This window comes from Rhodoferax saidenbachensis (assembly GCF_001955715.1).
Classification (GTDB): Bacteria; Pseudomonadota; Gammaproteobacteria; order Burkholderiales; family Burkholderiaceae_C; genus Allorhodoferax; species Allorhodoferax saidenbachensis.
This window is the reverse complement of the sequence record NZ_CP019239.1, coordinates 1340223-1361534: the sequence shown is the minus strand read 5'-3', so window position 1 is coordinate 1361534 and position 21312 is coordinate 1340223. Positions and strand designations below refer to the sequence as shown.

General features: G+C 59.7%; 25 protein-coding genes. 7 read left to right on the top strand and 18 right to left on the bottom strand.

Annotated elements, in window-relative coordinates:
• Nucleotides 1–193: 193 nt before the first annotated feature.
• The 7 genes from RS694_RS06530 to RS694_RS06500 form a co-directional block, all read right to left on the bottom strand.
• Nucleotides 194–1489: a L,D-transpeptidase family protein gene (locus RS694_RS06530; RefSeq protein WP_081708577.1), complete on the bottom strand. Its 1296-nt coding sequence runs from the start codon at nucleotides 1487–1489 to the stop codon at nucleotides 194–196.
• Between the two features lie 10 nt (nucleotides 1490–1499).
• On the bottom strand, nucleotides 1500–2156 hold the full coding sequence (locus RS694_RS06525) for a DsbA family protein (protein WP_029706795.1): 657 nt from the start codon (nucleotides 2154–2156) through the stop codon (nucleotides 1500–1502).
• Nucleotides 2153–2569 (bottom strand): disulfide bond formation protein B, encoded by a 417-nt coding sequence (locus RS694_RS06520; protein WP_029706796.1) that lies wholly within the window; start codon nucleotides 2567–2569, stop codon nucleotides 2153–2155. Before RS694_RS06520 ends, RS694_RS06525 begins: the two co-directional genes overlap by 4 nt.
• The gene (gene lspA, locus RS694_RS06515; protein WP_037246920.1) at nucleotides 2566–3084 is read right to left on the bottom strand and encodes a signal peptidase II; all 519 of its coding nucleotides are present in this window, start codon (nucleotides 3082–3084) and stop codon (nucleotides 2566–2568) included. The genes RS694_RS06520 and lspA overlap by 4 nt, the downstream gene beginning before the upstream one ends.
• Before the next feature lie 207 nt (nucleotides 3085–3291).
• Nucleotides 3292–3639, bottom strand: coding sequence for a cation efflux protein, CzcI family (czcI, locus tag RS694_RS06510; RefSeq protein WP_029706798.1), 348 nt, complete (start codon nucleotides 3637–3639; stop codon nucleotides 3292–3294).
• Nucleotides 3640–3750: 111 nt separating this feature from the next.
• Complete coding sequence (locus RS694_RS06505) at nucleotides 3751–4065, bottom strand: antibiotic biosynthesis monooxygenase family protein (RefSeq protein WP_420805927.1); 315 nt, start codon at nucleotides 4063–4065, stop codon at nucleotides 3751–3753.
• A 22-nt stretch (nucleotides 4066–4087) separates the two neighbouring features.
• On the bottom strand, nucleotides 4088–6502 hold the full coding sequence (locus RS694_RS06500) for a UvrD-helicase domain-containing protein (protein WP_051391776.1): 2415 nt from the start codon (nucleotides 6500–6502) through the stop codon (nucleotides 4088–4090).
• Nucleotides 6503–6697: 195 nt separating this feature from the next.
• Between RS694_RS06500 and RS694_RS06495 the strand changes: the two genes are divergently transcribed.
• On the top strand, nucleotides 6698–7675 hold the full coding sequence (locus RS694_RS06495; protein WP_029706801.1) for a GMP reductase: 978 nt from the start codon (nucleotides 6698–6700) through the stop codon (nucleotides 7673–7675).
• 124 nt (nucleotides 7676–7799) lie between these two features.
• Nucleotides 7800–8723 carry an NAD(P)-dependent oxidoreductase gene (locus RS694_RS06490; RefSeq protein ID WP_051391777.1) on the top strand — a complete coding sequence of 308 codons (924 nt, stop codon included), beginning with the start codon at nucleotides 7800–7802 and terminating at the stop codon, nucleotides 8721–8723.
• Between the two features lie 83 nt (nucleotides 8724–8806).
• Here the strand turns inward: RS694_RS06490 and RS694_RS06485 are convergent, their stop codons facing one another.
• Both RS694_RS06485 and orn read right to left on the bottom strand, forming a co-directional pair.
• On the bottom strand, nucleotides 8807–10768 hold the full coding sequence (locus tag RS694_RS06485; RefSeq protein ID WP_029706803.1) for a DEAD/DEAH box helicase: 1962 nt from the start codon (nucleotides 10766–10768) through the stop codon (nucleotides 8807–8809).
• A gap of 227 nt (nucleotides 10769–10995) precedes the next feature.
• Complete coding sequence (orn, locus tag RS694_RS06480; protein WP_029706804.1) at nucleotides 10996–11577, bottom strand: oligoribonuclease; 582 nt, start codon at nucleotides 11575–11577, stop codon at nucleotides 10996–10998.
• Nucleotides 11578–11613: 36 nt separating this feature from the next.
• On the opposite strand from orn, the gene RS694_RS06475 reads away from it, so the two are divergent.
• From RS694_RS06475 to rsgA, 3 genes are read left to right on the top strand one after another with little or no spacing between them, the layout of a single operon-like run.
• Nucleotides 11614–12903 (top strand): M48 family metallopeptidase, encoded by a 1290-nt coding sequence (locus tag RS694_RS06475; RefSeq protein ID WP_174407683.1) that lies wholly within the window; start codon nucleotides 11614–11616, stop codon nucleotides 12901–12903.
• Between the two features lies 1 nt (nucleotide 12904).
• Nucleotides 12905–13243 (top strand): 4a-hydroxytetrahydrobiopterin dehydratase, encoded by a 339-nt coding sequence (locus RS694_RS06470; RefSeq protein WP_029706806.1) that lies wholly within the window; start codon nucleotides 12905–12907, stop codon nucleotides 13241–13243.
• 12 nt (nucleotides 13244–13255) lie between these two features.
• Entirely contained in the window at nucleotides 13256–14185 is a 930-nt protein-coding gene (gene rsgA, locus RS694_RS06465; protein WP_029706808.1) for a ribosome small subunit-dependent GTPase A, read from the top strand.
• Here rsgA and RS694_RS06460 read toward each other — a convergent pair.
• From RS694_RS06460 to rpsP, 6 genes are all read right to left on the bottom strand, one after another.
• Entirely contained in the window at nucleotides 14182–15102 is a 921-nt protein-coding gene (locus RS694_RS06460; RefSeq protein WP_029706809.1) for a CobD/CbiB family protein, read from the bottom strand. The two genes, rsgA and RS694_RS06460, sit on opposite strands and share 4 nt — an antisense overlap.
• Nucleotides 15103–15120: 18 nt before the next feature.
• Nucleotides 15121–15795, bottom strand: coding sequence for a CoA pyrophosphatase (locus tag RS694_RS06455; protein WP_029706811.1), 675 nt, complete (start codon nucleotides 15793–15795; stop codon nucleotides 15121–15123).
• Nucleotides 15796–15882: 87 nt separating this feature from the next.
• The gene (gene rplS, locus RS694_RS06450) at nucleotides 15883–16254 is read right to left on the bottom strand and encodes a 50S ribosomal protein L19 (protein WP_029706812.1); all 372 of its coding nucleotides are present in this window, start codon (nucleotides 16252–16254) and stop codon (nucleotides 15883–15885) included.
• 116 nt (nucleotides 16255–16370) lie between these two features.
• Nucleotides 16371–17117, bottom strand: coding sequence for a tRNA (guanosine(37)-N1)-methyltransferase TrmD (trmD, locus tag RS694_RS06445; RefSeq protein WP_029706813.1), 747 nt, complete (start codon nucleotides 17115–17117; stop codon nucleotides 16371–16373).
• A gap of 11 nt (nucleotides 17118–17128) precedes the next feature.
• The gene (gene rimM / locus RS694_RS06440) at nucleotides 17129–17692 is read right to left on the bottom strand and encodes a ribosome maturation factor RimM (protein WP_029706814.1); all 564 of its coding nucleotides are present in this window, start codon (nucleotides 17690–17692) and stop codon (nucleotides 17129–17131) included.
• 59 nt (nucleotides 17693–17751) lie between these two features.
• Nucleotides 17752–18003, bottom strand: coding sequence for a 30S ribosomal protein S16 (gene rpsP / locus RS694_RS06435; RefSeq protein ID WP_029706815.1), 252 nt, complete (start codon nucleotides 18001–18003; stop codon nucleotides 17752–17754).
• 121 nt (nucleotides 18004–18124) lie between these two features.
• Between rpsP and RS694_RS06430 the strand changes: the two genes are divergently transcribed.
• A complete protein-coding gene (locus tag RS694_RS06430) occupies nucleotides 18125–18658 on the top strand; it encodes a GNAT family N-acetyltransferase (protein ID WP_029706816.1) in 534 nt (177 codons plus the stop codon).
• Nucleotides 18655–19125: a hypothetical protein gene (locus tag RS694_RS06425; RefSeq protein WP_029706818.1), complete on the top strand. Its 471-nt coding sequence runs from the start codon at nucleotides 18655–18657 to the stop codon at nucleotides 19123–19125. The genes RS694_RS06430 and RS694_RS06425 overlap by 4 nt, the downstream gene beginning before the upstream one ends.
• Here RS694_RS06425 and RS694_RS06420 read toward each other — a convergent pair.
• The 3 genes from RS694_RS06420 to RS694_RS06410 form a co-directional block, all read right to left on the bottom strand.
• Nucleotides 19106–20116, bottom strand: a complete 1011-nt coding sequence (locus RS694_RS06420) for an inorganic phosphate transporter (protein WP_029706819.1) — start codon at nucleotides 20114–20116, stop codon at nucleotides 19106–19108. The genes RS694_RS06425 and RS694_RS06420 overlap by 20 nt on opposite strands.
• Before the next feature lie 19 nt (nucleotides 20117–20135).
• Nucleotides 20136–20783, bottom strand: coding sequence for a DUF47 domain-containing protein (locus RS694_RS06415; RefSeq protein ID WP_029706820.1), 648 nt, complete (start codon nucleotides 20781–20783; stop codon nucleotides 20136–20138).
• Between the two features lie 93 nt (nucleotides 20784–20876).
• Nucleotides 20877–21245 (bottom strand): DMT family protein, encoded by a 369-nt coding sequence (locus tag RS694_RS06410; RefSeq protein WP_029706822.1) that lies wholly within the window; start codon nucleotides 21243–21245, stop codon nucleotides 20877–20879.
• Between the last annotated feature and the right edge of the window lie 67 nt (nucleotides 21246–21312).

Here is a 21312-nt window from a genome sequence, read left to right as displayed (position 1 = left end):
CAGGCAATGCGGGTCTTGAACGCGACGTGCCGCCGGTTGTCCGGTGTTGGCAAGATGCCCATGCGCTACAGGTGCGCCGAGGGCGCCGATGCAAACACTATCGTTTTAATAGCTGTTTGCGCATACTCCAAAAGGGTTTCGGCCGCTTTTTATAAAAATCCACGCAGCCACAGGGGTAAATCCACCGCTGTACTCACCCGGCAACGCCTTCGTAAATGATCTTCCATACATTGGCGCGGCGTTGCCAGTATTGGCGCACCGTGCGCCCGGAGCGCTCGCCCATCACCACCTCGCCAAAGGTCACCACCAGGATCTCGGCCTCGTCCGTCCAGCGGATCAGCGACAGGTCTCTGAGCTGCACCGCCCGCCCGCCAAGCTTTTGCAGCTCGGTGCGCAATCCCTGGGCGAACTGGGCCAGGTCCTTGCCATCCGCATTGAAATCGTTGGCGTAGAACCGGAGCAGGTCCGCCGCCTGCCCGTCTTTCTTGGTTTGGGCCCAGGTCTTCAGGGTATCGGTCAACAACTGCTTTTCAGCGGCCAGTTGGGACGGGCGCAACCAGCGGAAGTTTTTGCCAATCAGCACCGGCGTCGTGCGAATTTCCACGGTACGGATGATGCGGTCCAGATCGGGGTTTGCCACCGCGACACAGCCTTCGGTGGCCTGGGGCTCGCGTGTGAACTGGTGCGATGGCGTGCCATGCAGCCAGATGCCACTGCCGGTTTTGCCTCTGCGCACATCCAGCACATTGGGGTAGCTGACCGGCAGCGCCCCCGAGCCATACAAGTCGGGCAGACTTTTGGGGTCCAGGCTGCTGGTGATGAAATAGACACCCAACGGGGTGCGCAGGTCACCTTCCACATTTTTCCCCACCCCCGCTTTGCCCACCGAGATGTAATAGTCCGCCAGCAAACGGGTGCCGTTACCCGTGTTCTCGAACAGATACAGGCGTGCCTTGGCGGTGTCTACCGCGATAGCGTGTTTGTTGCGCCGGGACAAGGCCACGAATTGGGAAGGGAGGGCATCTGCAGGAGGACGCTCCTTGATGGCCGCAATGCGCAGTTGTGCCTCAGACCGCAGTGCGTTCAGATTCTCGGCACCGGCCCGCGCCAAATCAGAGGGGACATCACCCACCGCCTGCAGGGGCCGTGTCTGGGTGGACAGCAGGTCGCCGTAGACCAACTGGGCCAACTGAAAATGCGGGTAGTCCGTGACCAGCTTCTCCGCCCTGCGCAAGGCGTCGCGGTGGTTGGCGTTGGCGATCTGGCGGTACACCTCTATCAACCGGGCCTCTGCCACGCCATCGGTGGATGGCGTTGGCCTGGCTTCGGCCACCGGCCTGGATTTGCCCGACAACGGCTCGCCATACGAAGGATGCAGCGCTCCCATCCAGAGCGCTGCGACCAGCGGCACCCAGCGCGACAGCTGACCATGTGGGCAAGAGACCGGCCCCCTACGTTGCCCGCCTGCCAGAAGATGACTTGTCTGCATGGATACGCCCTCATTTCCGGCTCTTGGCAACCTCTTCGGCCACCAAGGCAGCGAGTTGCTCGGAACCAAAGGTGGGCAAGCCTTTTCCATTCACAAAAAAAGTGGGCGTCTTGGTGACCTGCAGCGTCGTCAAGTCTTGAATGTCTTGCCTGAGCGCCGTGTCGATGGCAGGGTCTTGCGCATCGGCCAGCGCTTTTTTGATATCCAGGCCCGCCTGTGCTGCGGCCTGGTAGGCCAGCTCCACATTGGGGTTGCCATGGTCGGCCCACATCGGTTGGGCGGCCAACACCATTTCCAGAACAGGCAGGTATTTGTCCTGGCGCTTGGCGGCCTCCAGCATCTTGACCACTTTGTCCGAGCCGTTGTGGAAAGGCGCGTAACGAATGACCAGCCGCACGTCGTTCGGGTACTTCTTCATCAGATCCTTGACGAAGGGGTAGAACGCACGGCAGGTCTCACACGCCGGGTCGAAAAATTCGACGATGGTCACGCGCGCGTCTTGGGGCCCCAGGATGGTGGAATGCGCCCGCACCAGGCTGCTTTCCGATTGGCTGACTTTTTCGGCCTGTGCATTCTCAACACGGCGCTGGTACACGTTCATGCCGAAGAGAAACGCCACGGCAACAATTGCGACAAGAAGGATGACAGTGATTTTTTTGGAGTTCATTTCGAAGTTCTTTTCAGGTAAACGGTGAGCAGTGCAGTGATGGCTAGAAAGGCCAACAGCGACAGCCACGGGATCTGGATTCCGTTGAGGATTTCCAACTTTTGGTCCGCACACGAGATACCGGCGCTGCAGGGAATCCAGGTCGTGGGAATGGCGCCTGCGACCAGCAGCGTGTGGTACAGCGCCACCGCACTTCCGGCCGCGGCCAGCGGCAGGGCGTACACCGCACCGCGCCGGTCTTCGCCGTAACAGGCCCTACCCAGCAGCAGCGCCAGCGGGAACATGCAGATGCGCTGGTACCAGCACAGGTTGCAGGGCGCCATCAGCATCACTTCGCCAATGAACAAGGCCCCGGCAGTGGCAAACACGGCCACCAGCCATGCGGCCAGCAAAAAACGCCAACCCTGCTTCATGGCCTGGTCTCCCCGACAGCGGCTTTCGGGCCCGAGGGCGCCCGCACCGACAAAACCAGCCAGGCCAGCGCGGCAGCAACCACCCACACGTCGGCCAGATTGAAGGCGGGCCAGTGCAGACCCCTCCAGTGCAGATCGAGAAAGTCCACCACTGCCCCGGTCTGGATACGGTCTATGAGGTTCCCGGACCCACCCGCGACGACGGCAGCACCGATCCAGCGCTGGACAGGATCGGTGCGCTTCATCAGGCACACGAAAGCAATCGGCAACACAACCAGCAAGCTGATCAGAATCAGGAAATACCGCTGCCACCCTCCGGCGTCTGCCAGAAAGGAGAACGCTGCGCCCGTGTTGCGTGCATGGACCAGGTTGAACCAACTGGTGATCTCCATGCCCGCGCCAAAGGGGATGGTGGCTGAAAAATACGCTTTGGTGAACTGGTCCAGCGCCACCATGCCCATGACGACCAGCGCCCATAAAAATCGCGGGGATCTACCCCACGGGTTTGACACCATAAAAACACCTCAGATTCCGTTGTGAAGCAGGCCAGCCATACGGCTGGCGACTTGGGAGTCGAGGGAGGCGTGTGGCTGCGCCCGCTTGGCAAGCGGATGGGTCAGCCCAACCGGCGGCACAGGTCGCACTTTTCAGCGGACAGAGCAACGTTGCCCGTACGGGCCTTTGCGTCTGTCAGCGAAAAAAACGAGAGGCCAACTCCCCCATCAGGCCTGGATAGGCCATTGAGGGCGGTCTGGGATGTCGAGGGGTGGTGAGGTTCGCAGGGGCTGGCGGGCAGCCGTCAGAACCGATGCGGCATACAAACCCGTGGCCGCCAAATGGCTGGGCACCGCAAACGCACAGCCCGCGTGGCAGGTGCCACAGTCTGCATCGCCGATATTTGCCTTCACTGTGCCGGAGGCATCGTCCGCAGGGTTGCTGTGTTTGTGCACGTGGTGCCCCACGTGTTGGCCCATAGACCCGGCTTCGTGCTGACAATAGGCGCTCGTTGCAGCCCATGTGAGCTGCAAGGGCAACAAAACCAGAATCAACAGGGCCAGCCATCTACGCATGGTCAGGAGTTTAGCAGTTGGCATTTTTCACCGTATAGCTATTCTTTTAATAGCTGCTTGCGCATATTCCACAAGGGCTAGAGGCCAATTTGGCTTGTAATCAGCGCGCGCTCAGAGCGCGTAGTCGCGCTCCACCCGGGCGATGCGGGTTTTGAACGCGGCGTACCACTTGGCATGCCCCAACTGCTGCGCCACCTGGTGCTCGGCATGGGCCTTCCAGGCGCGGATGGATTCGAGGTCTTTCCAGTACGACACCGTGATGCCCAGACCGTCACGTGCCGACTCCACACCCAGAAAACCCGGCTGCTGCGCAGCCAGCGCCACCATCTTCTCGGCCATGTCGCCATACCCCTCATCGACAGCGGTGCGCAGGTTGGTGAAGATGACCGCGTAGTACGGCGCGGGCGGGGTGTTGGCAATGTCCAGACTCATGGGGGCTCTCCAAAACTCAGGGAACGGGTGTCAGTTTGGCCACGCTCAGCGCCAGCCACTTGGTGCCGTGGCGCGGGAAGTTGATCTGCGCGCGCGCATCGTCGCCCGCACCTTCCAGCGTGAGCACCGTGCCCTCGCCAAACTTGGCGTGGAAAACCTTCTGGCCCTTTTGCAGGCCGGTGGGGTCTTCCTTGCGGGCAACTTCCTTCTGCGGCGCGGAATAAGTGCCAAATGAGGCTGTAGCCCCCGTGGAATATGCGCGACCAGCTCCTGAATTCGTAGCATATCCATTGCCCCAGCTACCACCAAAGCCGCCCCCGGCGGGCATGGGCTGCTGTTTGGGCGTGAGGTACTTGAGGCACTCCTCGGGCAGTTCGTCAAAGAAGCGGCTCTTGAGATTGAAGCGCGTCTGGCCGTGCAGCATGCGGGTTTGCGAATGGCTCAGGTACAGGCGCTTGCGCGCGCGCGTGATGGCCACATAGGCCAGGCGGCGTTCTTCCTCCAGTCCGTCGCGGTCACTCAGGGAGTTCTCGTGCGGGAAAAGGCCCTCTTCCATGCCGGTGATAAACACGCAGTCAAACTCCAGCCCCTTGGAACTGTGCACAGTCATCAACTGGATCGCGTCCTGTCCGGCGGCGGCCATGTTGTCGCCCGCTTCCAGCGCGGCGTGGGTCAGGAAGGCCTGCAGCGGCGAGAGGGTTTCGCCGGTGTCGCCAAATTCGTCGGGCGCTGCATTCAGCGCATCGCCGCTCAAGCCCTGGCTGGCCGGGCTTTGGGTCAAGGCATTGGGCGCACTGGCCAACTGCGCCATACCCGGCGCTTCGCGGCCAAAACCTTCCTGCATGACAAAACTCTCGGCGGCGTTGACCAGTTCGTCCAAGTTCTCGATGCGGTCTTCGCCTTCGCGGTCATTGCGGTAGTGCTCCAGCAGGCCGCTCTGGTCCAGCATCAACGTGACGATGTCCTTGAGGGTCTTGTCAGCCGTCTGCTCGCGCAACACATCGAGTTTGGCGACAAAACCCGCAATCAATGCGCCGGGGCGGCCTGTGAGTGTGCTCACCGCGTCGTGCAGCGAACAACCCGTCGCCTTGGCCTCGTCCTGCAATAGCTCCAGGCTGCGCGCGCCAATGCCACGCGCGGGAAAGTTCACCACACGCAGAAAACTGGTGTCGTCGTTGGGGTTCTCCAAGATGCGCAAATAGGCCAACGCATCCTTAATTTCTTTGCGCTCAAAGAAGCGCTGACCACCGTACACGCGATACGGAATCGCGGCGTTGAACAGCGTGGTCTCAATCACCCGGCTCTGCGCATTGCTGCGGTAGAGCACCGCAATTTCCTTGCGCTCCACGTCGTCGCGGATGAGTTGTTTCATCTCGTCCACCATCCACTGCGCTTCCAGAAAATCACTGGGTGCCTCGTACACCCGCACCGGTTCGCCTGCGCCCTGCGCCGTGCGCAGGTTCTTGCCCAGGCGGCGGCTGTTGTGGCTGATAAGCGCGTTGGCGCTGTCCAGAATGTTGCTGTAGCTGCGGTAGTTTTCTTCCAGCTTGATCTGGCGCTGCACCGCAAACTCGCGCACAAAGTCCGTCATGTTGCCCACACGCGCACCGCGAAAGGCGTAGATGCTCTGGTCGTCATCACCCACCGCCAGTACGGAGCCACCGCCGCCGTTGAGCAAGCCATCGCTGCCCTGCCCGGCAATCATCTTGATCCAGGCGTACTGCAGCTTGTTGGTGTCCTGAAACTCGTCGATCAAAATGTGGCGAAAGCGCCGCTGGTAGTGCTCGCGGATAGCGGTGTTGTCACGCAGCAGTTCGTAACTGCGCAGCATCAACTCACCAAAGTCCACCACACCTTCGCGTTGGCACTGGTCTTCGTAGAGCTGGTAAATCTCGACCTTCTTGCGCGTATCCGGGTCGCTGGCCACCACGTCCTTGGGGCGCAGGCCTTCTTCCTTGCAGTTGCCGATAAACCAGCCCATTTGTTTGGGCGGAAAACGCTCACCGTCGATGTTGTGCTGTTTGCACAAGCGTTTGATGGCACTGAGCTGGTCTTGTGTGTCCAGAATCTGGAAGGCCTGCGGCAGGCCGGCATTTTTGTAATGCGCGCGCAAAAAGCGGTTGCACAGGCCGTGGAAGGTGCCAATCCACATGCCATTCACATTCACCGGCAACATGGCGGACAGGCGCGTCTTCATCTCCTTAGCGGCCTTGTTGGTAAAGGTGACCGCCAGGATACCGCCGGGCGAGACATAGCCGTTTTGCAGCAGCCAGGCAATGCGCGTGGTCAGCACCCGGGTCTTGCCGGAGCCCGCGCCGGCGAGGATCAGTGCGTGCTCGGCCGGCAGCGTCACGGCGACCAATTGTTCGGGGTTGAGGTTGTGTAGCAGGGGGGACAGCGCAGTATCGTTGGCGGCGGACATGGAAAGCATGGGGTGATTGTAGAAAGCCACACGCCTTCACCAGATTTGTATACAATCAGTCACCGGGCCCAAGCAATTGGGACCCGGTTTTTTTATGGCCGGGCCCAGTCCAAGCGCCCTCATCGACAGCGATGCGGGACCCAGTTTTTTACGCGATTCCGCATGGCGTATATCTTTGTTTGACACTGGACAGGAGCTTGGGCCATGGAAATTTTTGACTACGACAACATCTTGTTGCTTCCCCGCAAGTGCCGCGTGGAAAGCCGCTCGGAATGCGACGCCGGCGTGGAGCTGGGCGGACGCAAATTCCGCCTCCCCGTCGTCCCCGCCAACATGAAAACCGTGGTGGACGAAAAGATTTGTGCCTGGCTGGCGCAAAACAATTACTTCTACGTGATGCACCGCTTTGACCTGGACAACGTCCAGTTCACCCGCGACATGAAGGCCAAGGGCCTGTACGCATCGATCTCTCTGGGCGTGAAGCAGGCGGATTACGCCACCGTGGACACCTTCGTGAAAGAAGGCCTGGTGCCTGAGTACATCACCATCGACATCGCGCACGGCCATGCCGACAGCGTGCGCGACATGATCATCTACCTGAAGAAGCACCTGCCCGCCAGCTTCGTTATTGCCGGCAATGTGGCTACGCCCGAAGCTGTGATTGACTTGGAGAACTGGGGTGCCGACGCGACCAAGGTCGGCGTGGGCCCGGGCAAGGTCTGCATCACCAAGCTCAAGACCGGTTTTGGCACCGGCGGCTGGCAGCTCAGCGCGCTGAAGTGGTGTGCCCGTGTGGCCACCAAACCCATCATTGCCGACGGCGGCATCCGCAGCCATGGCGACATTGCCAAGAGCATCCGTTTTGGTGCCAGCATGGTGATGATCGGTTCGCTGTTCGCGGGCCACGAAGAAAGCCCCGGCAAGACCGTGGAAGTGGACGGCGCGCTGTTCAAGGAATACTACGGTTCAGCCAGCGACTTCAACAAGGGCGAGTACAAACACGTCGAAGGCAAGCGCATCCTGGAGCCGATCAAGGGCAAGCTGGCCGAGACCCTGGTCGAAATGGAACAGGACGTGCAAAGCTCCATCAGCTATGCGGGTGGCAAAAAGCTCATGGACATCCGCAAGGTCAACTACGTGACCCTGGGCGGCGACAACGCGGGTGAGCATCTGCTGATGTAAGCGGTAAGCCGCTGCCAGGCCGGCCCTAGACGGCTTGGCCCACTCGGGGGTAGCGACCCGCGAAGCAACGCAGCGTGGGGGCAACATCCGTCAGCCCGCCGACAGCATTTCGCGGGCAAACGCTATGCGCGGTGGCTCTGTGCAGCGCTATTCTGGTAGCGAATTGCACGGAGCTCACATGAAAATTGCAGTGTTGGGAATTGGTCTGATGGGGTTCCCCATGGCCAAACGTTTGTGCGAAGCCGGTTTTCAGGTTCACGCGTGGAACCGCACGCCGCACAAGGCACAACGCCTGGCGGAACTGGGCGCCACGGTGCACACGGCTCCCGCTGACGCGGTGCGGCAAGCCGATGTGGTGATCACCATGCTGGACAACGGCGGCGTCGTGGGCCAGGTGCTGTTTGAGATGGGTGCTGCCACCGCCATGGCCAAGGGTAGCCTGCTGATCGACATGTCTTCCATCAAGCCGATCGAAGCGCGTGACCACGCAGCGCGCCTGAGCGAATTACAAATTGACTATCTGGATGCCCCGGTGTCCGGCGGCACCATTGGCGCCGAGCAAGGCCTGCTTGCCATCATGGCCGGTGGCAAAGCGGCCAATTTCCAGCGCGCACTGCCCGTCCTCACCGTCTTTGGCCGCTCCACCCATGTGGGCCCCACCGGTTCGGGCCAACTGGCCAAGCTGGCCAACCAGATGATTGTGGGCATCACCATCGGTGCCGTCGCCGAGGCCCTGCTGTTATGCGCCAAAGGCGGCGCCGACATGGCCAAGGTGAAAGAGGCCATCACCGGTGGTTTTGCCGACAGCCGCATCCTGCAGGTGCACGGCCAGCGCATGGTGGAGCGCGACTTTGCGCCCAAGGGCCGGATGGCCGTGCAGCTCAAGGACCTGCGCAACGCCATGAGCACGGCCCAGGAGATCGGCTTTGAAGCGCCCATCACCGCCCTGTTTGAGCAGCTCTACGCCGAAGGTGTGGAACATGGCTTGGCCGACCTGGACCATTCGGGGCTGTTTGTGGAACTGGCCAGCCGCAACGGCATGGCCTGATGGACTAAGAAGAGCAACCCGATTCACACAGACGAAAAAAAGCCCCGCTGGTTATCAGCGGGGCTTTTTATGGAGCGAACGATTTAGTCAGCGTTGCGTGCAGGGCGCTTCTTGGCGTCACGGGGCACAAACACCTTGCCACCGTTGCCGGGCTTGGCAAAACCAGCGGGCTTGCCAAAGGCAGGCTTGCGGTCCGCGAAGTTGCCACGTGGTGCACCGAAATCACCGCGAGGTGCCTGGAAGTCGCCGCGCGGCTGGAAATCGCCACGGGGCGCAAAGTCACCGCGCGGGGGACGTGCATCACCACGTGGGGCGAAATCGCCGCGCGGTGCGAAGTCACCACGGGGTGCGCCGCCTTGGCCTTGACCCGCAAAGCGGTCGTTGAAACCACCCTTGCGTTCGTAGCTGAAGCCTTCTTTGGCTGCGCCGCTGAAGTCACGGGAATTGCCGCCAAAGTCACGGTTGCCGCCGGCGGGCTTGCCACCGAAACCACCACGGTTGCCACCAAAGCCACCTTCACGTGGGCCGCCGAAATTGCGGTCACGTGGAGCGCCGTCGCTACGACCACGGCCACCGAAGCCGGAAGGACGCGACTCGGGAGCACGCTGTTGGGGTTCCAGACCAGGAATGGTCTCGGCCTTGATAGGCTGGCGGCTGTAGGCTTCGATGTCGAAAATCTTGCGACGATCGCGCATTTCGGCAAAGGTGATGGCCAAGCCATCGCGACCAGCACGGCCGGTACGGCCGATACGGTGGGTGTAATCCTCGGCCTTCATCGGCAGACCAAAGTTGAACACGTGGGTGATGGTGGGCACGTCAATACCGCGGGCAGCCACATCGGTCGCCACCAGAATTTGCACATGGCCTTGGCGCAGTGCCATCAGGCGGCGGTTACGCAGACCCTGGCTCAGCGCGCCATGCAATGCCACAGCGTCAAAGCCATCTTGTTGCAGATCGGCAGCCAGACCGTCGCACTCGATTTGGGTGCTGGCGAAAACAATAGCCTGGTTGATGGTGGTGTCACGCAGCCAGTGGTCCAGCAGCTTGCGCTTGTGGGTGGCGTTGTCAGCCCAGAACAGCACTTGCTTGATGTTGGCGTGTTTTTCTTGCGGGCTGTCGATGGTCACGCGCTGCGGCTCGCGCATCACGCGGGCAGCGAGTTGCTGAATGCGCGGCGCGAAAGTTGCGCTGAACATCATGGTTTGCTTGCGGCCAATGGTCAGCTGGTTGATTTCAGCCAGGTCATCGGAGAAGCCCAGATCCAGCATGCGGTCGGCTTCGTCGACCACCAGGAATTGCACTTGGTCCAGCTTGATTTGCATGGAGCGTTGCAGATCCAGCAGACGGCCAGGCGTAGCAACCACCAGATTCGCGTTTTGCAGCTTGGCAATTTGCAATTGGTAAGGCATGCCACCCACAATGTTGGCAACGCGCAGACCGCGGCAATGTTGCACCAGGTCGATGGCGTCATGCGCCACTTGCTGGGCCAGTTCGCGGGTGGGGCAAACGATCAGGGCGCCAGGAGTGGGTGCCTTGAAGTTGCGGGGGTTGGTCGGGTCTTTGCGCTTGGCGCGCTTGGGAACAGGTTCGCCCTTGGCAGCGGCGTCAGCCACAGCTTGTTCGTATTCAGCTTTTTCAGCGGCTTCGGCTTCGGCTTGCTGCGTCAACAGCGTGTGCAGCACGGGCAGCAGGAAGGCAGCGGTCTTGCCGGAACCGGTCTGGCTGGAAACCATCAGATCGATGAATTTGGCAACCGAATCTTTGGTTGCGCCAGAGCCCATGGCCAGAGGAATGGCCTTGCTTTGCACAACGGTAGGTTGGGTGTAACCCAGGTCCTTACAAGCTTGCACCAGCTCAGGCGCCAAGCCCAGTTCGACAAATCCGTTAGGCACTTCAGGTTCCGCAACCACTGGGGTCACGTCGTCTTCGGCGGCAGCCAATTGGGGTTCCACGTGGCTGGAAGCCTCGGGAGTGGATTCCACGGGGGAATTGGAAAAGTTTTCGGCAGGCGCGAATTCGCCTGTCACTTCAAAAGCGTCAGTCATATTTTTCTCACACGCGAGCGCCGCAGGTTGTGCGACTGCTCCGTCAATGGTTAAAAAACATCAACCATCAAACGGAACCTGCTCTGACCCGCCAAAGGGTTGTTTCAGTGCTGGGGGCGTTTAGTTGCCTTCTCTAGGAAGACATGCCCGGTGAATGAAGGGAGATGTGCAAAAACGCTACGTTGTGTAGCGAAGCCTGCGATTATGGCACAGATTCGGGTTTCTACCTAATCCAGCTTCAAAAAATGGGTACGGTAGTGCACCAGCTCGTCGATGGATTCATGCACATCAGCCAGCGCGGTGTGTTTTTGTTGCTTCTTGAACGATGAATACACTTCAGGCTTCCAGCGCTTGGACAGCTCCTTGAGCGTGCTGACATCTAGGCTGCGGTAGTGGAAGAACGCGTCCAGCTTGGGCATGTACTTCACCAGGAAGCGGCGGTCCTGGCCGATGGTGTTGCCGCACAGGGGCGAAGCATTGGACGGCAGGTACTGGCTCAGGAACGCAAGGAGTTGCGCTTCGGCTTCAGCCTCTGTCGTTGTGGATGCCTTCACCTTGTCGATCAGTCCGCTTTTGCCGTGGGTGCCTTTGTTCCAGGCGTCCATCTGGTCGAGTAGCGCGTCGGACTGGTGGATCACAAATACCGGCCCCTCAATCCGCGTCTCTAGGTTGGAATCGGTCACGATGACGGCGATTTCGATGATCCGCTCAACCTCAGGCTCCAGGCCGGTCATTTCACAGTCCAGCCAGACCAGGTTTTTGTCAGATTTCGCCAATACGGGGTTTGTGGGGGTGTTGGATTCAGCCATGCCGCCATTGTCGCCGATGGCCTAAACTCGGGCGCCATGACAGATTTCCCCCTGAACCCCTCGAACCTACTCACGCTGGTCTTTGCACTCGCCTTGGCGGGGAGCCTGGTGCTGAAATTCTGGCTGGCCAGCCGCCAGATGCGCCATGTCGCGCAACACCGCCATGCAGTGCCAGCCGCCTTTGTAGATCAAATCTCGCTCGAAGCCCACCAGAAGGCCGCCGAATACACCATCGCCCAATCACGCTTCGGCTTGCTGGAACTGGCCTGGGGTGCGGCAGTGACTCTGGGCTGGACCCTGCTGGGCGGCCTGACGCTGCTCAACGAAACCCTGGGGCAATGGCTGAGCAGCAGCCTGGCCCAGCAGGTCGCTCTGCTGGCAGTCTTCACGGTGGTCAGCAGTTTGCTGGATCTGCCCTTCACCCTGTACCGCACGTTTGTCATCGAGGCGCGCTTTGGTTTCAACAAAACCACGCTGGCACTTTGGTTGCAGGACTTGGTCAAATCCACGGTGCTGGCCGTGCTGATTGGCGGTCCGCTGGCCGCGCTGGTCGTGTGGATGATGGGGGCCACAGGTGCCTATTGGTGGCTTTGGACCTGGGGCGTGTGGATGGGTTTCAACCTGCTGATGCTGCTGGTCTATCCCACCTGGATTGCGCCCTGGTTCAACCAGTTCAAACCTTTGCAAGACGCCGAGCTGCAAACCCGCGTCACCCAGTTGATGGCGCGCTGCGGCTTCACCTCCAAAGGTTTTTATGTCATGGACGGCAGCAAGCGCAGCGCCCATGCCAATGCCTACTTCACCGGTTTCGGCGCCAGCAAACGCGTGGTGTTTTACGACACGCTGTTGCAGCAATTGACCGCACCCGAGGTGGACGCCGTACTGGCCCATGAGCTGGGACATTTCAAACACAGACACATCCTCAAACGGGTGGTGTCGATGTTTGCACTGAGCCTGTTGGGTTTTGCATTGCTAGGCTGGGTGAGCCAACAGGTGTGGTTCTTCACCGGCTTGGGCGTGATGCCCAACCTGGGCGCGCCCAACGATGCGCTGGCCCTGATGCTGTTCATGATGGTGCTGCCCTTGCTGGGAACCTTTGTCGGCCCGCTGTTTGCACAGCTCTCGCGCAAACACGAGTTTGAAGCCGATGCCTATGCGGTAGCGCAGACCAGCGGCGCGGATCTGTCATCCGCCCTGCTCAAGCTTTATAAAGACAATGCATCCACCCTCACCCCGGACCCGGTGTACGTGAAGTTTTACTATTCGCATCCGCCCGCATCGGAGCGCCTTGGGCGCATGCTGGGCACTGCCTCTGCCGGAGTTTGACATGGCCCAAGATACGCAAACAAATACGTCTGCAGCCCCCCCACGGACTGCGCTAAGCGCTACGCAATTAATAGCAAATCTGGCCAAGGTGGAAGGCTGGAAATTGCATGGCGACGGCGCAGACATCGCTATCGAGAAGACCTACCACTTTGATAACTTCCTCAAGACCATGTCTTTTGTGAATGCGGTGGCCTACCTGGCCGAGCAGCAGGACCACCACCCCGAATTGTTGGTGACCTACGGCACCTGCAGCGTGCGCTTCAATACACACGATGTGCAAGGCGTCTCCAGGTCCGACTTTGAATGCGCGGCACTGGTCGACGCATTGGCGCAGCGCTGAGAACGGCCCCCGTTGGCACAGCCCCTGCTTGAACCCGGCCTGGTCGTCGCTGGCCATGGCCGCCATGTGTGGGTGGAAACACCCGACGGACGCCGCCTGATCTGCCACCCGCGGGGCAAAAAGAGCCAGACCGTGGTCGGTGACCGCGTGTTGTGGCAAGCCACGCAAGACGAAGGCACCATCGAGAAAGTGCAGCCGCGGCGCAACCTGTTTTACCGCCAGGACGAGATCCGCACCAAGTCTTTTGCGGCCAATCTGGACCAGGTGCTGGTGCTGATTGCGGCAGAACCCGAATTCTCCGAGAGCCAACTCTCCCGTGCACTGATCGCGGCCGAGGCAGAAAAGATTCGCCCCATCATTGCGCTCAACAAAAGTGATTTGACCGAGCCTTTTGGCCGCGCCTGGGAGCGCATGGGGATTTACCGCGACATGGGCTACCAGGTGGTTCCGCTGGCACTCAAGCCCAAAGCAGACGACACCGCAGCCACCGAGCTGGACACCCTGCTGCCCTTGCTACAAGGCAAGACCACGCTGGTACTGGGCCCCTCAGGCTCCGGCAAAAGCACGTTGATCAACCGGCTGCTGCCCAACGCGCGCGTGCTGACCAACGAGATTTCAACGGCGCTGAATTCAGGCAAACACACCACCACGAGCACCAGCCTGTACTGGGTGGATGCCGCCAAGACGACTGCCGTCATCGACTCGCCCGGGTTTCAGGAGTTTGGCCTGAACCACATCGAGCCCATGCTGTTGGCCAGCCTGATGCCGGACATCAAGGCGCAGGCCTCGGACTGCAAGTTCTACAACTGCAGCCATTTGCACGAACCCGGTTGTGGCGTGATTTCTATGGTTAAATTGGGCTCTAGCCCTCATGGAATCAGCGCAAACCGCTACAAAATATATAGCGATTTGTTTGAAGAGCTATCGCAGAAGCGGTACTAGCCCAGGAGACGCGCTAGCGATAGCAGCGCCAGAAACACCATCCACATCACGACAGTGCGCCACACCAGGCCCACCACCGCGCGCAGGTGCACCGGTTGCGGCACCTGACCGTCGCCCTGGCTGTTTTGTCCGCCCAGCTTGACGTTAACCGCGCCGGCCGTGGCAGCCAGCACCACGCCATCATTGGTTGCTGGGCCTTGGGCTTCGTACTGGCGCCAGCTGTCTACTGCTTCTTCAAAACTGCCCACAAACGCAAAACCCAGTGCGGTGACCCGCGCCGGCAGCCAGTCGATAGCGTTCCAGGCTTTGCTGGCATTGGCTTGCACAGCAGCACTGACTGGCGGCCGGGTCGGCGATCCGGGCCGACTGGCGTGCCGGAATACATATTCACTGATGCGGTAAAGCACCGCGCCCGCAGGCCCCAGTCCCAAGGCAGCCAGCAAGGAGTACCAGGCAAACACGCCAAACACATGGCGGTGCGCCGACAACACGGAATGTTCAATGACGTGCCGCACGATTTCGCTGCGCGGCAAGTCGCTCGCATCGATGCGCATCCACTGGGCTAGCAGGCGGCGCGCCTGGTCTTCGTCACCCGCAGCCAGCGCATCACGGATGTCAGTGAAGTGGTGGCTGAATTGGCGAAAACCCAGCGTGGCATACAGGATGACGATATTCCAGACCACCGCCACCGCCCAGCCCAGTGACCACACCAGCAACCAGTGCACGGCACACACCAGAACGGTAGGCAATATCACGGCAAAGTTCCAGGCCAGCCAGCCATGGTGGGATTTGCCCGCATCAAAGTTGCGCATCACCCAACGCACCCAGTCACGCACACTGTTGTGCACCGGATTCACTTGGGCCAGTGGTTTGGCCTGCTCCAGCAGCAACGCAAATAATATGGAGATGAAACTCATGCTTTCATCATAACGAGCTCAACCGAGCAAAAACCGGTAGAAGTTGCGCAACATGCCCGCCGTCGCGCCCCAAATGAAGCGCTCATGCGCCCCATCGGTGTAAGGCATGGAGAACCACTCCCGTGGCGCACCCATCCAGTCCACCGTATGGCGGCGGTGGTTGGCCGGGTCCATCAGAAAGCCCAGCGGCACTTCAAACACATCGGCCACTTCGTGTGGGTTGGGTGTGAGCGTGAAACCGGGATGCACCAAGGCCACTACCGGCGTCACGATGTAGGCGCTCCCCGTGGTGTAAATCGGCAGGCTGCCCATCACGTCGACAAACTGCGGCTCCAAGCCAATTTCTTCCTGTGCTTCGCGCAGGGCTGTGGCGACTTCGTCGCGGTCTTCGGGGTCGGCCTTGCCGCCAGGAAAGGCCACCTGCCCCGAATGACTGGACAGATGTGCCGTTCTTTGGGTCAACAGCACCATCAACTGGTCGCGCATGACCAAGGGCACCAGCACGGAGGCATGCACAGCCGTACGACTGGCAAAGCGGGGCTCGGATATCACTTCTGGAGCCCACAGCGGCGGATGGGCAAACCGGCGTGCCAGCGCGTCGGCCTGCAATGCCGGAGCCTGCACCTTGGGCAAATGGCTGTCCACACCGGTGACAGGAACCAGACGCGGATCAAACAAGGGAGGAACGCTCATGAATCGGTGAAGCTTGGGAGAGAGGGGGCAATAAAAAAGCCGCCACAGACAGATGCTGGGCGGCTTTTGGAAGAAGCAAACCGGGATTTAAGCGGCAGTCTTCTTCGCTGGCAGTTTTTCCTTGATACGTGCCGACTTGCCGCTGCGGTCACGCAGGTAGTACAGCTTGGCACGGCGCACGTCACCACGGCGCTTGACTTCGATACCGGCGATCAAGGGACTGTAGGTTTGGAATGTACGTTCCACGCCTTCGCCGCTGGAGATCTTGCGCACGATGAAGCCGCTGTTCAGGCCGCGATTGCGCTTGGCAATCACAACACCTTCGTAAGCCTGCACGCGCTTGCGGGTGCCTTCCACGACGTTCACGCTAACCACCACAGTGTCGCCAGGAGCGAATGCGGGGATGGTCTTGCCGAGGCGAGCAATTTCTTCTTGCTCGAGAATTTGGATCAGGTTCATGATTTCCTTCGTGATCTTGCACGCGTCAGCATCGGAATTGATGCGACTCGGACCACCCTGTTTGGGGGACCGATTTGACCGGACAGAGGATCGGTTAGCCCGCCATTATAGCAAGCCTAGCGTTTCCCTGTCAAAAATGCCTCATCCTTGGCGCCAAGCCGTCCGGCTTTGCGCGCTGCCTCCACCAAATCCGGGCGATGGGCCGCCGTCAGAGCCAGACGCTGGTCACGCCGCCAGCGCTCAATATGCTCGTGGTTTCCCGAAGTGAGTACTTCCGGTACTTTGCGCCCTTCCCAATCGTCCGGGCGGGTGTAATGCGGACAGTCCAGCAAGCCATCAAGCGCCGGGTTGAAACTGTCCTGGTGGTGGCTATCCTGATCAGTCAACACCCCGGGCTGCAACCGGGCTACCGCGTCCAGCAGGGCCATGGCGGCGACCTCACCACCCGAAAGCACAAAATCCCCCAGGCTGATCTGCACATCTACGTGGGCGTCAATAAAGCGCTGGTCAATGCCTTCGTAACGGCCACACACCAGAATGGCACCGTCGCTGGCGGACCACTGTTGCACGGCAGCATGGTCCAGACGCTGGCCAATGGGGGAAAACAGGACGACAGGCGCCTTGTCTTGCCGTTGGGCCTGAATGCTGGCGAGCGCTTTTTCCAGCGGCTCGGCCATCATGACCATGCCCGGGCCGCCGCCAAAAGGACGGTCGTCGATACGCCGGTAATTGCCGATTGCGTGGTCTCGGGGGTTGGAGAAGCGGACATCCACCTGGCCTGACTCGTAAGCCCGACGGGTAATCCCCACCGTGAGAAACGGTGCAAACAATTCAGGAAACAAGGTCACCACATCAAAGCGCATGGTGCATGTCTCTAGTAATCAGATTGCCAGTCCACGCGAATGCGCTTGGCTTTCAGGTCCACGTCGTCAACGTACTGGGATACGAAGGGAATCATGCGCTCCGTTGCCTTGCCGTCCTGCTGGTACTCCAGCACCAGCACGGTTTGCGGGCCGGTAGACAGCAGTTCTTTCACCGTGCCCATGGGCTCGTCTTCGCGGTTGATGACGTCCAGCCCAATCAAATCGACCCAGTAGTATTCGTCGGTCTTGGCAGCCGGAAAACTGGACCGGGAGACAAAGATGCGGGCGCCCCGCAAAGCCTCAGCGGCGGTGCGATCAAGCACACCGTGCGCGGTGGCGACCACCGTGTCGGAATGTTCCTTGGCTTCCTTGATGGCCAAACGGGCTGTACCCTCAAAAGTCTTGAGGCCACGTTCTGTCGGCAACAGGAACCATTGCTTGGATGAAAAAAGCGCCTCTGAAGTGGCGCTATGGGACAGGACTTTGAACCAGCCCTTGACGCCCCACGCGTCGGCAATGCGACCCACCTCGATGGCATCCGCCGGCATTTCGTCAGCTTCAAGCCCGGGTAGCATGTGTGGGGAATCTATCAAGTCAGCGGACAGGACAAGCGCCCTGCCACCGACATGAAAAATCAGGCAGCCTTCTTGGCGTGCTGATTGATCAGGCGTTCCACGGTGGGAGATGCCTGGGCGCCAACGCCCTTCCAGTACGTCAGACGATCCTGAGCGATACGGATGCTTTCTTCGTTGGCAGTCGCGATGGGGTTGTAAAACCCGATACGCTCGATGAAGCGGCCGTCACGACGGGTACGCTTGTCAGCCACAACAATGTTGAAAAACGGGCGAGCTTTTGCACCGCCACGGGCGAGTCGAATGACGACCATGATTTATCCTTTGGGTGGCTGAAATTGCTTTCAACCATTACATTCAGAGTTTGAGACACGCAACTGACCACCCGGCCAGTGACACTTTGAATAGCTCTCCATTATAACGTTATCCAATCGAATGATCAAAATACGCCCCAGTCTGGACGCTGATGTCAGCGCAATCACCGCTATTTACGCCCACCACGTGCTGCATGGCACAGGCACTTTTGAAATTGCGCCCCCCACCGAACAGGACATGGCGACACGCCGCTCTGACGTGCTCTCGAAAGACCTGCCTTACCTGGTCGTGGAAGAGGACGGCAAAGTGCTGGGCTTTGCCTACTGCAACTGGTTCAAGCCGCGTCCGGCCTACCGTTTCTCGGCGGAAGATTCTATTTACCTGGCACCTGATGCACACGGCAAGGGTTTGGGGAAACTGTTGCTGATAGAACTGATGACCCAGGCCGAGCGCGCGGGAGTGCGCAAACTCATTGCCGTGATCGGCGACTCTGCGAACCTGGGCTCCGTCGGCGTCCATCGCTCTTGTGGTTTCCAGCACGTCGGTGTTTTGGGCGCCTGTGGCTGGAAGTTTGAGCGTTGGCTGGATGTGGTGCTGATGGAGCGGGCCATTGGCCTGGGCAGCACTACTGCGCCGGTGAGTACACCCGCATGAAAAACAAAACCATCGCGGTCTGGCTGACTTTTTGGGGTGGGCCACTGGGCCTGCACCGACTCTACCTGCTGGGCCGCTACGACACCTTGGCTCGACTGCTACCGATTCCCACGCTGCTGGGCCTATATGGCGTGTACCGCGCCAGAAGCATTGGGCTGGACGACATGTGGAGCTGGCTACTGATCCCTTTGCTAGGCTTCACCATCGCCGCCTGCGCACTGAACGCCCTGGTGTACGGCCTGATGGATGCAGAAAAGTGGAACAGGCGATTCAACCCAGCGCAACCCACAGAAGCAGCTCCGGGTCAGACCAACTGGTTCACCGTCGCCGGGCTGGTGGTCACGCTGTTACTGGGAACCACCGCCTTGATGGCCAGCCTGGCGTTCAGTATTCAGCGCTATTTCGAGTACCAGTACAACCAAGACCAGACGGTAAGCGCGACCGATTTCAGAAAATCTGAATACTGACCCAGTAGGCAACCGCGGCGACAAACGCGCTGGCTGGAATGGTCAGCACCCAGGCCCAGACAATGTTGCCTGCAACGCCCCAGCGCACTGCGCTGGCGCGTTGGGTGGAGCCCACGCCTACGATGGCACCCGTGATCGTGTGTGTGGTGGAAACAGGTACACCCATGGCCGTGGCTAGGAACAGCGTGATTGCGCCTCCGGTCTCAGCACAGAAGCCGCCCACCGGTTTGAGCTTGGTAATTTTCTGGCCCATGGTTTTCACGATGCGCCAACCGCCAAACATGGTGCCCATGCCAATGGCTGCGTAACAGCACACAATCGTCCAAGTGGGCGGAGAAGCCTCTCCAGCACCGACATAGCCCGTAGCGATCAGCATCATCCAGATAATGCCAATGGTCTTCTGGGCATCGTTGCCACCATGCCCCAGGCTGTAAGCCCCCGCAGAGATCAACTGCAAGCGACGGAACCATCGGTCAACACGGGAAGGCCGTGTACGCCGGAATATCCAGGCCACGGCAACCATCATCATGGACCCCAGCACAAAGCCCAGCACTGGGGAAATGAAAATAAAGGCCACAGTCTTGAGAATGCCCGAGGCGACCAGCGCGCCGGCACCAGTCTTGGCAATCACCGCACCCACAATGCCGCCAATCAGCGCATGCGAAGAGCTGCTGGGGATGCCGTAATACCAGGTAATCACGTTCCAAGTGATGGCACCGACCAGAGCGCCAAACACCACGTGGGTGTCCACCACACCGGGTTGCACGATGCCCTTGCCCACGGTGGCAGCCACACTCAGGTGAAAGATAAAGATGGCGACAAAATTGAAGAAGGCGGCGAAAAGAATAGCCTGCCCGGGCTTCAAAACACCGGTAGACACCACCGTGGCGATGGAATTGGCTGCATCATGAAAACCATTCATGAAATCGAACAGCAACGCCAACGCAACCAGCAATACCACTACCCATAGGGCCGTTTGAACGGGTTCCATAGTTCCGTACCCGGCTGAATCAGGAGTTCTCGAGGATGATGCCCTCGATCACATTGGCCACGTCTTCGCATTTGTCCGTAATGGTTTCAAGCAACTCGTAAATCGCCTTGAGCTTGATGACTTCGCGGACGTCCGGCTCCTCACGGAACAGCTTGCTCATGGCCGTACGCATCACGCGATCGGCATCAGACTCCAGCTTGTCAATTTCTTCGCAAGTCTTGAGCGCTGCTTCTGCGGTGGATGGGTCAGCGATGTTCCCCAGCAGTTTGACCGCGTCGCGCAGACGCTCACAGCATTTGACACTCAGGTCGGTCAGGCGCGAAATTTCTTCGGTCATGTGGCGCACGTCGTACAGCGCCATGGTCTCTGCCGAATCCTGGATCAAGTCGGCCACGTCATCCATGGTGTTGATCAGTGAGTGGATTTGCTCCCGGTCAATCGGCGTGATGAAGGTGATGTGGATCGCCTTGTTGCAATCATGGGTCACGCGGTCAGCGGCGCGTTCAGCGTCGTCTACTTCCTGGTTGTACTTGGCGCGCAGGTCCAGGTCGTTGTAGTTGGCCACCAGCTTGGAGAAGGCGTGTGCAGCCTCGACGATGCGGTCGGCATGCTGGTTGAACATCTCAAAAAAATTGCCTTCTCGGGGCAGCAGCTTTCCAAACAGCATAGTGACTCCTAACAAACGAACGCGCCAACCAACGGACTGGCTTATGACGGGGCGAAGTTTAACCGCCCCGCTCCCTCGGGGCTGGCTGCATCGTCAGGCACTTCTGAAAATAAAGTAAACCGCCCCCACCAGACACAGCCCGGCCCACAGGTAATCGAGTTTGAGGGGCTGGTCCATGTAGAACATGGCAAACGGCACAAACACGCCCAGCGTAATCACCTCCTGCATGATCTTGAGTTGGGCCACCGTAATACCAGCCTGCTGAAAACCAATGCGGTTGGCAGGCACCTGCAGCAGGTACTCAAACAGGGCAATGCCCCAGCTCACCATCGCAGCGGTGTACCAGGGCGCGGTCGCCAGGTTTTTCAGGTGTCCGTACCAGGCAAACGTCATAAAAATATTGCTGGCAATCAACAGCAACACGGTCTGCAGCGAAAGCGGGATGGAGTTCAAGAAGTGCATGTCGGCATTATCCTAGGGACGAAGAAAAAGGGCCCGTGATTTACATCAGCGGGCCCTTGCGAAACAG